Below are 12,595 nucleotides of genomic sequence, written 5' to 3'. Positions count from 1 at the left end.
GGGCCACCCGGGCGGACCCCCGCTCCCATCCCGACCGCATCGCCCTCCCGGCAGACCCGCGCCGCCAGCCCTCATCAACCGGCAGCGTGCGCGGGGAGCCTGGCGCCCAGCCGCGTGATCTCGGCCGGCACACAGGGGTGTGTCGGGCGCGTTGAGGCACCTCTGGCGCCCAGCCGCGTGGCGCCGCCCGGCACTGAACGGGTGGGTCAGGCCGGGATCCGGTAGCCGCGCTTGACGACCGTCTGGATGGCGCCCGGGATCGCGAGCGCGGCTCGGAGACGGGCCACCGCCATCTCGACGGCGTGCTCGTCGGCGTTGCGCGGGAGGGCCTGGAGCAGCGCCGCCCGGGAGAGCACCCGGCCGGGCGACCTGGCCAGGGCGCGCAGGACCGCCATCGGTCCCGGCGCCAGCGGCCGGAGTTCGCCGTCGACCACCGCGGCATGGCCCCGCAGAGTGATCGAATGGCCGTTCACCTGCAGAGACACCGCCCTTCTGGGCAGCTCGTCGATCAGCGTGCGGACCAGGGCGCTGAGCCGGGCCCGGCTCGGGGTGGAGACCGGCACGTCCAGGCGGCGCAACGGAGCGGCGGTGACCGGACCCACGCAGGCGGCGAGCACGTCCGTGCGGAGCGCGTCCAGCGGCGGCTCGGTGGCCGACCCGGCGGCGCGCAGCAGCGCCTGGACGGCGGCGGCCGAGGTGAACGTCACGGCGTCGACCAGCCGGTTGGTGATCAGGTCGACGAGGCGGTGCAGCGGGGCCGGGTCGGCGGGCGGGGCCCAGCGGTAGACCGGAACCTCGATCACCCGGGCGCCGGCGGCCTCCAGCGCCGCGGTGTACTCCGGCTGGCTCTCGCCGTGCAACTGGGTGGCGACCGTGCGGCCGGCGACACCACGGGCGGTGAGGTGGTCGACCACCTCCTCGTAGCCCTCGCCGTCCGGGGTCCACCGCTCGCGCAGACCCGCGGCCTGCACCGCGGCCCGCGCCTTCGGGCCGCGAGCCACCAGATAGGCCCGGCTCAGCACGGCGCGCAGGGGTTCCCCCAGACCCCAGCCGTCGGCCGCCTCCAGCCAGCCGCGCATGCCGATGCCGGTGTTCACCAGCACGATGTCGGGCGGGGTGTCCAGGCAGGCCCGGGTGGCGGCGCGCAGCTCGGCGTCGTCGGAGATCGGGACGATGCGCAGCGCCGGGGCGAGCACGACCCGGGCGCCGCGGTGTTCCAGCAGACCGGCCAGCTCGTCCTGGCGGCGGTCCGAGGTGACGCCGACGGTGTAACCGGAAAGGGTGGCGGTCGGCTCGGCCAGCGCGGCCGCCGTCAGCACCAGCCGTCGGGCGCCCGGAGTCCGGTCCGTCATCCGGCGCCCGGGACGAGGCCGTTGCCCGCGGGGACGCCGGCGCCGGTAGTGGGATTGGCGTCCGTGGAGAGGCCGGCGCCTGCGGAGAGGCTGGGGCCAGTGGCGCGGCCCGCGACCGCGGAGAGATCGGAGGGCGTGGAGCCGGCGAGGTCGGCCCCTTCCGGGAGAGGAGCGCCGGTGATGGGGCCGGCGCGGCCGCCGGTGCGAGCGGCGCCGCCGACGAGGAGGTCGAGAAGTCGCGACGTGGCCGGGCGGTCCACCGAAGGGCACGCTCGAGAACCGTCGTCCTCAGCGTCGACCCGCTCCCATGTCACGCTTACGGTTCTCGCCATGCCTCCGTCCGGGGCACGCCGCGACTTCTCCTCGCCACTCCGGCCAACCGGTGTGGCGAACACCGCCAGGTCCGTCCTCAACCCTGACGGCGGTCTTCCCATGGTGCGCCCGAACACGCCGCGCCGGCCAGTGCCGGGCCGCGTCGTCCGGAGTTCCGCACCGATGGGCATGACTGGAAGCCTGCCGGTGGGGAATTTCCGCCAAGCGTCCCATTTGTTTCGAGCCTGATAAGAGCCGGCGAGCTCCAGATGGCGAACCCCCGGCGGGGGTAGTCCGGAGACCGAGTATGCTGGATACCGTTTGAGGTCCCGCCTCGGGCTATTCACCCAGGGGCAGCCTGTTTTGACCACGCGCCGCGCGGCCGGGTATTGTTGCCTGCTGTTGTGCGATAGCTGCGAGCGCTCCCCCTGGGGTGTGCTTGATGTTCGTGTCGACGTCGAGTTCGACGCGGCCAGCGCGCGCCCCCAGACCGACGACGAGACAAGGTAATTCTGTGCGTACGTACAGCCCGAAGCCGGGTGAGATCGAGCGTCAGTGGCACATTATCGACGCTTCTGACGTCGTCCTGGGCCGCCTGGCTACCCACACCGCGACCCTCCTCCGCGGCAAGCACAAGCCGACGTTCGCCCCGCACGTCGACACCGGCGACTTCGTGGTGATCATCAACGCCGGCAAGGTCGCGCTGACCGGCAACAAGCGGCAGACCAAGGTCGCCTACCGGCACTCCGGCTACCCGGGTGGTCTGAAGCAGGTCGGTTACGAGGAGCTGCTGACCAAGCGCCCCGAGAAGGCGATCGAGCTGGCGGTCAAGGGCATGCTCCCGCACAACAAGCTGGCGCGGCAGATCATCAAGAAGCTGAAGGTCTACCCGGGCGCCGAGCACCCGCACGCCGCGCAGCAGCCCCAGCCGTTCGAAATCACCCAGATCGCGCAGTGAGCGCGGGAGAAGGCAGCAGCATGACCGACATCATCGAGCCCGAGGTCGTCGAGACCGTCGAGACCGTCGAGGAGCCCGCTGAGACGGTCGTCGTTGAGGCGCCCGCGCCGGTTCGCGCCCCCCGCCCCGGTGACCGTCCGGTGCAGACCGTGGGCCGCCGCAAGGAGGCCATCGTCCGGGTGCGTCTGGTCCCCGGCACCGGCAAGATCACCTGCAACGGCCGCGAGCTCGAGAACTACTTCCCGAGCAAGGTCCACCAGCAGCTGATCCGCGAGCCGCTGAGCACCGTCGAGCGGGCCGAGCAGTTCGACGTCTTCGCGAACCTGCGGGGCGGCGGCATCACCGGCCAGGCCGGTGCGCTGCGGCTGGCCATCGCCCGGGCGCTGATCTCCAGCGAGCCCGACGACCGCCCGGCCCTGAAGAAGGCCGGCTTCCTGACCCGCGACGCCCGGGTCAAGGAGAGCAAGAAGTACGGCCTCAAGAAGGCCCGCAAGGCGCCGCAGTACTCGAAGCGCTGATTTTCCCGCGACGGCCGAGTACGCCTCCCGAACAGCCGGGAAGCGTGCTCGGCCGTCGCGGTTTTCGTACCACCGCGATCTTCATGGTTTTTGTGACACCCCCCTCCCCCAACTAGCCGTTCCGGTACTCCTGCCCTGACCAGAAGTTGTTGCACGCTTGAGGGCACGTGTCACCGGCGAAAGGAAGCCGCCATGGGGCGACTCTTCGGCACCGACGGCGTTCGCGGTCTTGCGAACGGCGAACTGCTCACCCCGGAACTGGCTCTCTCGGTCGCGGTCGCGGCCGCCCGGGTCCTGGTCGAGACCGACAGCAGCCACCAGCCGCTCGCGATCGTGGGGCGTGACCCGCGGGCCAGCGGCGAGATGCTGGAAGCGGCGGTCGTCGCGGGCCTGACCAGTGCCGGAGCCAACGTGGTCCGGGTCGGCGTGCTGCCGACGCCGGCGGTCGCGTACCTGGTGGGGCAGACCGGTGCCGATCTCGGTGTGATGCTCTCCGCGTCGCACAACCCCATGCCGGACAACGGCATCAAGCTCTTCGCCGCCGGCGGCCAGAAGCTGCCGGACGAGCTCGAGGCGCGCATCGAGAAGGCGATCGAGGATGGGCACGGCCTGGTCGGGCGGCCCACCGGCGCCGGCATCGGGCGGGTGCACGACCTGCTGGACGGCGCCGAGCACTACATCAAGCACCTGGTCGAGTCGATCCCGAACCGGCTCGAGGGCATCAAGGTCGTGGTCGACTGCGCGAACGGCGCCGCCAGCGAGGCCGCCCCGGTGGCGTACCGGGAGGCCGGTGCCGAGGTGATCGCGATCCACGCCGAGCCGGACGGGCTGAACATCAACGAGGAGTGCGGCTCCACGCACCTCGACAAGGTCCGCGAGGCGGTGCTGCGCGAGGGCGCCGACCTGGGCCTGGCGCACGACGGCGACGCCGACCGCTGCCTGGCCGTCACCGCGTCCGGCGAGGAGGTGGACGGCGACCAGATCATGGCGATCCTGGCGCTGGCCATGCGCGACGCCGGCACGCTGACCGAGGACACCCTGGTCGCCACCGTGATGAGCAACCTCGGCCTGCGGATCGCGATGAAGCAGTCCGGGATCAAGCTGATCGAGACCAAGGTCGGCGACCGGTACGTGCTGGAGGAGCTGCAGGGCGCCGGGCTGGCGCTGGGCGGCGAGCAGAGCGGGCACATCGTGATGCCGGCGTTCGCCACCACCGGCGACGGCGTGCTGACCGGCCTGCACCTGATGGCCCAGATCGCGTCGAGTGGCAAGTCGCTGGCCGACCTGGCCGCCGTGGTGCACAAACTGCCGCAGAAGCTGATCAACGTGAAGGTCGGCGACCGGGAGGCCGGGGCGGCCGCGCCGACCGTGCAGGCAGCGGTGGCGCTGGCTGAGGCGGAGCTGGGCGAGACCGGCCGGGTGCTGCTGCGCCCCTCCGGGACCGAGCCGCTGGTCCGGGTGATGGTCGAGGCCGCCACCGAGGAGCAGGCGAGCAGCGTCGCCGCGCGGATCGCGGACGAGGTGCGGGCCGCGAGCCCGGCCAGCTAGCGGTTCGCGCCCGGCCGAGCGGTTCGCGCCCGGCCGGCCAGCGGTTCGCGGACCGGGCCCGGCAGGCCCCGGCCGGTCGACGGTGCCCGGCCCGTCTCCTCACTTGAGGCGGGCCACCGCTTCGTCGATCACCTCGGGCCGCTTGCAGAACGCGAACCGGATCAGGTGCCGCCCCGCCTCCCGATGGTCGTAGAAGACCTGGGTCGGCACCGCCACCACCCCGGAGCGCCCGGGCAGCGCACGGCAGAACTCGACGCCGTCGGTCCCGCCCAGCGGCCGGATGTCGGCGGTCACGAAGTACGTCCCCTCGGGCGGCAGCACCCCGAACCCGGCCGCGGTCAGCCCGGCCACCAGCCGGTCCCGGTTGGCGCGCAGGCCAGCCGTGAAGCCGGTGAAGTAGGAGTCCGGCAGCCCGAGCGCGACAGCCACGGCCGGCTGCAGCGGCGCCGCGTTCACGAACGTGAGGAACTGCTTGACCCGCAGCACCGCGGAGACCAAGGGGGCCGGCCCGGTGGCCCAGCCGATCTTCCACCCGGTGCAGGAGAACGTCTTGCCGGCCGAGGAGATGCGCAGGGTCCGCTCCCGCATGCCCGGCAGGGACGCCAGCGGGGTGTGCACACTGTCGAAGATCAGGTGCTCGTAGACCTCGTCGGTCACCGCGACCGTGTCGAACTCCCGGCAGAGCCCGGCGATCAAACCCAGCTCGGCCGGGGTGAACACCTTGCCGGTCGGGTTGTGCGGGGAGTTGAGCAGCAGCAGCCGGGTGCGCGGGCCGAACGCCGCGCGCAGCTGCGCCTCGTCGAACTCGTACCGCCCGTCCGGGCCGGGGCGCAAGGTGACCGGCCGCCGGACCGCGCCGGCCAGGGTGATCGAGGCCGCGTACGAGTCGTAGTACGGCTCGAAGCAGACCACCTCGTCACCCGGCTCGCAGAGCGCCAGAATGGCCGCCGCGACCGCCTCGGTGGCGCCGGCGGTGACCGCGACCTCGGTGTCCGGGTCCCGGGTCAGGCCCCAGAACCGCTGCTCGTGCTCGGCGATCGCCTGCCGCAGCGCGGGGATGCCGGCCAGCGGCGGGTACTGGTTCGCGCCGTTCGCCAGGGCGTGTGCCGCGGCGGCCAGCATCTCCGGCGGGCCGTCGGTGTCCGGGAAGCCCTGACCGAGGTTGACCGCCCCGGTGCGGACCGCGAGCGCGGACATCTCGGCGAAGATGGTGGTCCCGAACGGGCGCATCCGCTCGACCAGCGGGTCCGTGCTCACCGTGCTCCTTTCAGTTGAAGGTCACCTTGTTGCAGGTGGCGGTGGCGCCGATGCCCGAGGCGGTGTGCTCGGAGACCGTCCGGCCGTCGACCGTCGCCCTGCAGGTGATGCTGCCGTCGGCCAGCGTGGTCCGCACGGCCGACACCGAGACGAACGACAATCCTTCCATGGTCACCGACAGCCGCCACGGCAGCTTCACGTCGTTGAGGGTCTTGGGCAGGCCGTTCAGCTTCTCGGTGTAGATGATCGTGGCCGGGCCGTCCCCGGTCACCTCGTACTTCACCGTGACCGGCCGGCCGTCGGTGAGGCCGGGCAGGTCCGGCAGGTTGCTGGGCAGGGCCGTGGGTGCCTGGGTGGGCAGGGCGGTCGGGATCTTCTGCGCGGTCTCCTCGGCCTTGTCGGTGGCCCGCTGGACCAGGAGCACGCCGGTGGTCACCACACCGCCGCAGAGCAGCAGGCTGACCGCCAGGACCAGGGCGACCAGCGGCACGTTGCTGCGGCGCGGCGGGGGCGGCGGATAGCCCGGCGGGTAGCCGGGCTGCTGCGACTGGTCCGGAGGTGGCGGGTAGCCGGGCTGCCGCCAGTGATCCGGGGAATGGCCGGGCTGCCGCGGGTGGTCCGGCGGAACGTGGTCGACCGGCGGGAACTCGGAGGTGGGCGGGTAGTCCCGGGGCGGCCACACCGGGTCGCGCGGTTCGCTCATCTCTCCTCCTGACAGGCCGATTCGACGGTACGCCACCGGAGCGAGCGCCCACTGTACGGTCTATGTTTCCGATCACGTACGATGCGCGTAAGAGTGCTTCTCGCGCATGACGTTTGCGCAAAAGTCAGCTACGCTGCCCGGCATGTGTGGGATCGTGGGTTACGTAGGCAATCGTCCGGCCTTGGGCATCGTGCTCGACGGCCTCCGCCGGCTGGAGTACCGCGGATATGACTCCGCCGGCATCGCCGTCATCGACAACGGCGAAGTGCGCACCGAGAAGCGGGCCGGCAAGCTGGCCAACCTGGAGAAGGCCCTCGCCGACCGCACGGCCGACGGGATCGCCGCCGGCCGGACCGGCATCGGGCACACCCGGTGGGCCACCCACGGCGGGCCGACCGACCGCAACGCCCACCCGCACCTGTCCGCCGACGGCCGGGTCGCGGTCATCCACAACGGCATCATCGAGAACTTCGCCCGCCTGCGCGCCGAGCTGGAGGCCGGCGGCGTCGAGTTCCGCAGCGACACCGACACCGAGTGCGCGGCGCACCTGCTCGCCGCGGAGATGCGCGCGCTGCGCACGGCCGGCGCGGGGGACGGCCCGGCACTGCTCGCCGAGGGCATGCGGCGCGTCGTGCGCCGGCTGGAGGGCGCCTTCACCCTGCTCGCGGTGGACGTCGAGGTGCCGGACGCGGTGGTCGCCGCGCGGCGCAACTCGCCGCTGGTGGTCGGCCGCGGCGCCGGGGAGAACTTCCTGGCCAGCGACGTCTCGGCGTTCATCGAGCACACCCGCGAGGCGGTCGAGCTGGGTCAGGACCAGGTCGTCCTGATCACCCCGGACGCCATCGAGATCACCAACTTCGACGGCGCCCCGGCCAGCGGCAAGGAGTTCCACGTCGACTGGGACCTGTCGGCCGCCGAGAAGGGCGGTTTCGACTACTTCATGCTCAAGGAGATCGCCGAGCAGCCGCAGGCCATCGCGGACACCCTGCTCGGCCGGCTGAGCGACCGCGGCGAGATCATTTTGGACGAGGTCCGGCTCACCGACCAGGACCTGCGGGACGTGGACAAGGTGTTCATCGTGGCCTGCGGCACCTCCTACAACGCCGGCATGATCGCCAAGTACGCCATCGAGCACTGGGTCCGGATCCCCTGCGAGGTCGAACTGGCCAGCGAGTTCCGGTACCGCGACCCGATCCTGGACCGCTCCACCCTGGTGATCGTGATCAGCCAGTCCGGCGAGACCATGGACACCCTGATGGCGCTGCGGCACGCCAAGGAGCAGAAGGCCCGGGTGCTCGCCATCTGCAACACCAACGGCTCCACCATTCCGCGCGAGTCGGATGCCGTCCTCTACACCCACGGCGGGCCGGAGATCGCGGTCGCCTCCACCAAGGCGTTCCTCACCCAGCTGGTCGCGTGTTACCTGATCGGCCTGCACCTGGCCCAGATCCGCGGCGTGATGTACGCCGACGAGGTGGCCGCCGTGGTCTCCCGCCTGCGCAGCACCCCGGACAACCTGCGCGAGCTGCTCGGCAAGATGGAGGACGTGCGGGCGCTGGCCCGGGATCTCAAGACCGCCTCCACGGTGCTGTTCATCGGGCGGCACGTCGGCTTCCCGGTGGCCCTGGAGGGCGCGCTCAAGCTCAAGGAGCTCGCCTACATGCACGCCGAGGGCTTCGCGGCCGGCGAGCTCAAGCACGGTCCGATCGCGCTGATCGACCAGGGCACCGCGGTCGTCTGCGTGGTGCCGTCGCCGGCCGGCCGGGGCGTGATCCGCGACAAGGTGGTCTCCAACATCCAGGAGGTGCGCGCCCGCGGCGCGCGGACCATCGTGATCGCCGAGCAGGGCGACGAGGGCGTCCGCGCGTTCGCCGACCACCTGATCGAGGTGCCGCACACCCCGACGCTGCTCGCCCCGCTGATGACCACCGTGCCGTTGCAGATCCTGGCCTGCGAGATCGCCACCGCCCGCGGCCACGACGTGGACCAGCCGCGCAACCTGGCCAAGTCGGTCACCGTCGAGTAGCCCACCGGCGGCCGTGCGGCCGGGTTCCGGCCATGCGGCCGTGCGGCCAGGTTCCGGCCGTGCGGCCGTACGGCCCGGTCCCGGTCACGGCGGCCGTGCGGCACGTGCAGGACGGCGCGCGGGTCCGCGCCGTGGCGGGTTCGTCCGTCGCCCCCATTCCCGGCTCCGGCGATGCGGGCGGCGCCGACGGCCCACGCACCGTACCGAGCCGGCCCTCATGGCGCCTCACCGAGAGTGATCTTGGCGAGGGCGTCGAGGGCCGGCTTCCCCGGTTCCCAGTAGCCGAGGTGGCCGCCGTCCCACTGGCTGCCGAAGACCCGGGCGCCGAAGGCCGGGTCGCTCGGGTTGTGCCCGAACCACAGGTCGCCGGCCGGCCCGGTGACCGGCGGGCCGGGCAGCAGGCGGCGGGCCGCCGTGCCGGGGGAGACCGCGAGCCACTGGATCGGGTCGCTGATCGAGGTCGAGGCGAACACGTGGTCGGCCGGGAGAGTCAGCCGCGCCGCCGAGTCCACGCCGACCCCGGGCGAGCCGACGAAGACCACCCGGTCGGCGTCCAGCGCTCCGGTCGCCGCCTTGCCCACCACCAGCGAGCCGTAGCTGTGCCCGAGCACGGTGAGCCGGGCCGCCGGGCCCTCGTGGGTGGCCCGCAACCCGTCCTGGAACCGCCGCAGCCCGCTCGCGCCGTCCTCCGCCTGCCGGGCCGACCAGGCCTCGTGCAGGAAGTCGGGCGCGTCGTAGCCGAGCCAGACCACCGAGCTGGTCGCCGCGGTCGGCCCCAGCTCGCCGGCCCGGCCCGCGACCCGCTCGGCCCGGGTCAGCTCGTGGTCCAGCGACGACAGGCCGGCGGTCATCCCGGGGACGTGGGTCAACACGTTCGCCGCGCGATCCGGGTCACCGAAGGCGACCACGGCCCGGCCGTCCGCGGAGACGTCCAATCCGATGAGATACGACCTGGGCCCGCTCTCCGCCTCCAGCCGGGCGGCGAGCCGGTCCAGCCCGCGCAGCCGGTCCCCGTCCGTGCCGGCGCGCAGCAGGCTCTCCCGGCGGTCGGCCAGCAGCAGCCGGTTGGCCAGGTCGCGGTCGGCGACCGGGATCCCGTCCCGGCCGGCGACCGCCGCCGGCTCGCACGCCAGCAGCCACATCCGCTCGCCGGGGGACAGCCCGGCCCACCACTGGCGGACCCGCGCCGGAGTCGCCGTGCAGTCCGGTCCGGCGGCGGCCGCCGGGGCGACCGGGGTCGCGGCGACCTCGGCCAGGCGGGCGCGGGCGGTCTCGTCGGCGCCGGCGGCCACCTCGACCGCGGCGGCCAGATCGGCCTGGCCCGGCCCGGTCCCGCCGATCACCAGGTCGGCGCCGCCGACCGCGGCCCGCGCCCGGTCGAGCAGGGCGCGGGCCCGGGTCAGGGCCGCGGCGAACTCGCTGAGGATCTGGTCGGCCCGCCAGCAGAGCAGCCGGAACAGCACCAGCCGGCGGCGGAACGTGCCGAGCCGGGCGGTGGCGGCCTCGGCGGCGGCACCGGACCAGGCGGCGCGCAACCGGCCGGCGAGCGGGCCGAACTCGCCGCAGAGCACGCCGGCCAGCGCGGCCCAGCGACGCCAGTCGAGCGCCGCGGCGGCCCAGCGGGTCGGGTCGGTGACCCGCAGCCGGGTGTAGGTGACGACGCTCATCGGGCCGCTCGCAGACGGGTCGCGGCACGGGTGTCGGCCGCGGCGTACTCCGCGATGGTGTGCTCGATCTGGTCGGCGGTGTCGGTGAGGCCGGCGCCGAGGTTCCGCAGCGATCGGGCCGCGGCGCCGGCCGCGGAGGCGGCGGCGTCCACGGACGACCAGCGCGGGCCGGGCACGGGTGGCGGGGCCGAGGCCGCCGCCTCCCGCACCCGGGCCGCCGTCCCCTCGACCGCCGAGGTGGTGCCGTGCAGTTGCCGGATGTCGACGTCGATGTCGGGGTTCATGGCGCCGAAGGTAGGCCGTCGCGGAGGTCGCCGGGACGGGCCTGTGGACAACGCTCCGCGGCTGTCCACAGGCGTCCGGGCGAACGTTAGGGTGTCCGTTGTGATCGTGTCTGTCGGCATCGACGTCGTCCTGGTGGACCGCTTCGCCCGCGCGCTCGACCGGACCCCGCTGCTCGGGGACCGGTTGTTCACCGAGGAGGAGCGGTTGACCGGGTCGGGCAACCCGCGCTCGCCCGAGTCGCTGGCCGCCCGGTTCGCCGCCAAGGAGGCGGTGGCCAAGGCGCTGGGCGCGCCGGCCGGGCTGCGCTGGCACGACTGCGAGATCGTCACCGACCCGGACGGGCGTCCCTGGTTGACGGTTTCCGGTACGGTCGCCGCCGCCGCGTCCGAGCGCGGCATCAATCGATGGCACCTGTCGCTGTCGCACGACGGCGGGATCGCGTCGGCGATGGTGGTGGCTGAGGCGTAGGGGGAGAGATGCGGCAGGCATGGCGGGTCGCCGACGTCCGGGCGGCCGAGAAGACGCTGATGGCGACGCTGCCCGAGGGCACCCTGATGCAGCGGGCCGCGGCCGGCCTGGCCCGGCGCTGCGCGCTCCTGCTGGCGGACACCGGCGGCGTCTACGGCGCCCGCGTGCTGTTGCTGGTCGGCAGCGGCGACAACGGCGGCGACGCGCTCTACGCCGGCGCGGCGCTGGCCGCCCGCGGCGCCCAGGTGCGGGCCCTGCTGCTCAGCCCGGACCGGGTGCACCTGGCCGGGCTGGCCGCGCTGCGCCAGGCCGGCGGGTTCACCACCGGCGACCTGCCCGCCCACGCCGACCTGGTGCTGGACGGGATCGTCGGGATCGGCGCGTCCGGCGGCCTGCGACCGGACGCGGCAGCCGTCGTGAACCGCCTCGGCGGGCTGCGCGGGCGGACCGGGAGGCGACCTGTCGTGGTGGCCGTAGACGTGCCCAGCGGGGTGACCGTGGACACCGGCGACGTGCCCGGCGAGGCGGTCACCGCGGACGTCACTGTCACCTTCGGGTGCCTGAAGCCGGCGCACGTGGCCGGCCCGGCGGCGATCCGCTGCGGGCAGGTCGAGCTGGTCGACATCGGGCTGGGACCGGTGCTGGTGACCGACCCCGCGGTCCGGGTGGCCGAGGCCGCCGACGTCGCGTCCTGGTGGCCGCGTCCCGGCGCGGCCTCGGACAAGTACACCCGTGGCGTGGTCGGCCTGGCCACCGGCTCGGCGCGGTACCCGGGCGCCGCGCTGCTCTCCACGTCCGGCGCGTTGGCCGGACCGACCGGGATGGTGCGCTACGCCGGCAGCGCCCACCAGGAGGTGGTCCGCGCCCACCCGTCGGTGGTCGCCGCGCGCCGGGTCGCCGAGGCCGGCCGGGTGCAGGCCTGGGTCTGCGGCTCCGGCCTGGGCACCGCCGCCGACGCCCGCACCGAGCTGCGCAGCGTGCTGGCCACCTCGCTGCCGGTGGTGCTGGACGCCGACGCGATCACCATGCTGGTCGGCGGCGAGCACGCGCAGGACCTGCGCCGGGACGCGCCGCTGGTGCTGACCCCGCACGACGGCGAGTTCAAACGGCTGGCCGGGGAGGCCCCGGGCGCCGACCGGATGGCCGCGGCCGCCCGGCTGGCCGCCTGGACCAACGCTGTGGTGCTGCTCAAGGGCTACCGGACGATCGTGGCGACGCCGGCCGGCGAGATCTGGGCGAATCCCACGGGCACCGCGGCGCTGGCCACCGCGGGCAGCGGCGACGTGCTGGCCGGGCTGCTCGGGTCGCTGCTCGCGGCCGGTCTGCCGGCGGTCCGCGCGGCGGTCGCCGCTGCCTACGTGCACGGGCTGGCCGGGCGGCGCGCGGCGCTGGACGGCCCGGTGACCGCGCCGGACGTGGCCGCCGCGCTCCGCCCGGCGCTGGCCGATCTGCTCGTCTGACACCCGGTCCGGCGGGAACTGTCGTACCCCTCAGTAGGGTG

Annotated in this window: 11 protein-coding genes; 6 read left to right on the top strand and 5 right to left on the bottom strand. The window is 73.8% G+C overall.

From position 1 onward, the window contains the following. Positions 1–206: 206 nt before the first annotated feature. Positions 207–1,352: a uroporphyrinogen-III synthase gene (locus Asi03nite_RS18410; RefSeq protein WP_203681292.1), complete on the bottom strand. Its 1,146-nt coding sequence runs from the start codon at positions 1,350–1,352 to the stop codon at positions 207–209. Positions 1,353–2,178: 826 nt separating this feature from the next. Between Asi03nite_RS18410 and rplM the strand changes: the two genes are divergently transcribed. The 3 genes from rplM (at position 2,179) to glmM (ending at position 4,688) form a co-directional block, all read left to right on the top strand. Next, on the top strand, positions 2,179–2,622 hold the full coding sequence (rplM, locus tag Asi03nite_RS18405) for a 50S ribosomal protein L13 (protein WP_203681290.1): 444 nt from the start codon (positions 2,179–2,181) through the stop codon (positions 2,620–2,622). Positions 2,623–2,642: 20 nt separating this feature from the next. Beyond that, the gene (gene rpsI, locus Asi03nite_RS18400) at positions 2,643–3,140 is read left to right on the top strand and encodes a 30S ribosomal protein S9 (RefSeq protein WP_239102766.1); all 498 of its coding nucleotides are present in this window, start codon (positions 2,643–2,645) and stop codon (positions 3,138–3,140) included. A gap of 192 nt (positions 3,141–3,332) precedes the next feature. Continuing rightward, on the top strand, positions 3,333–4,688 hold the full coding sequence (glmM, locus tag Asi03nite_RS18395; RefSeq protein ID WP_203681288.1) for a phosphoglucosamine mutase: 1,356 nt from the start codon (positions 3,333–3,335) through the stop codon (positions 4,686–4,688). Positions 4,689–4,787: 99 nt separating this feature from the next. Here the strand turns inward: glmM and Asi03nite_RS18390 are convergent, their stop codons facing one another. Further along, complete coding sequence (locus tag Asi03nite_RS18390; protein ID WP_203681286.1) at positions 4,788–5,945, bottom strand: pyridoxal phosphate-dependent aminotransferase; 1,158 nt, start codon at positions 5,943–5,945, stop codon at positions 4,788–4,790. Positions 5,946–5,955: 10 nt separating this feature from the next. Continuing rightward, on the bottom strand, positions 5,956–6,648 hold the full coding sequence (locus Asi03nite_RS18385; protein ID WP_203681284.1) for an MmpS family transport accessory protein: 693 nt from the start codon (positions 6,646–6,648) through the stop codon (positions 5,956–5,958). Positions 6,649–6,790: 142 nt separating this feature from the next. Between Asi03nite_RS18385 and glmS the strand changes: the two genes are divergently transcribed. Continuing rightward, on the top strand, positions 6,791–8,674 hold the full coding sequence (gene glmS, locus Asi03nite_RS18380; protein WP_203681282.1) for a glutamine--fructose-6-phosphate transaminase (isomerizing): 1,884 nt from the start codon (positions 6,791–6,793) through the stop codon (positions 8,672–8,674). A 215-nt stretch (positions 8,675–8,889) separates the two neighbouring features. On the opposite strand, the gene Asi03nite_RS18375 is transcribed toward glmS, so the two are convergent. Both Asi03nite_RS18375 and Asi03nite_RS18370 read right to left on the bottom strand, forming a co-directional pair. After that, positions 8,890–10,341 (bottom strand): alpha/beta hydrolase, encoded by a 1,452-nt coding sequence (locus Asi03nite_RS18375; protein WP_203681279.1) that lies wholly within the window; start codon positions 10,339–10,341, stop codon positions 8,890–8,892. Next, the gene (locus Asi03nite_RS18370; RefSeq protein ID WP_203681277.1) at positions 10,338–10,625 is read right to left on the bottom strand and encodes a hypothetical protein; all 288 of its coding nucleotides are present in this window, start codon (positions 10,623–10,625) and stop codon (positions 10,338–10,340) included. Before Asi03nite_RS18370 ends, Asi03nite_RS18375 begins: the two co-directional genes overlap by 4 nt. Positions 10,626–10,725: 100 nt before the next feature. Between Asi03nite_RS18370 and Asi03nite_RS18365 the strand changes: the two genes are divergently transcribed. Both Asi03nite_RS18365 and Asi03nite_RS18360 read left to right on the top strand, forming a co-directional pair. Continuing rightward, the gene (locus tag Asi03nite_RS18365) at positions 10,726–11,094 is read left to right on the top strand and encodes a holo-ACP synthase (RefSeq protein ID WP_203681275.1); all 369 of its coding nucleotides are present in this window, start codon (positions 10,726–10,728) and stop codon (positions 11,092–11,094) included. A gap of 8 nt (positions 11,095–11,102) precedes the next feature. Then, positions 11,103–12,554, top strand: a complete 1,452-nt coding sequence (locus tag Asi03nite_RS18360; protein ID WP_203681273.1) for an NAD(P)H-hydrate dehydratase — start codon at positions 11,103–11,105, stop codon at positions 12,552–12,554. The last annotated feature ends 41 nt before the right edge of the window (positions 12,555–12,595 follow it).

This window comes from Actinoplanes siamensis (genome assembly GCF_016862395.1).
Lineage (GTDB): Bacteria > Actinomycetota > Actinomycetes > Mycobacteriales > Micromonosporaceae > Actinoplanes > Actinoplanes siamensis.
This window is presented reverse-complemented; position numbering and strand designations above follow the sequence as displayed.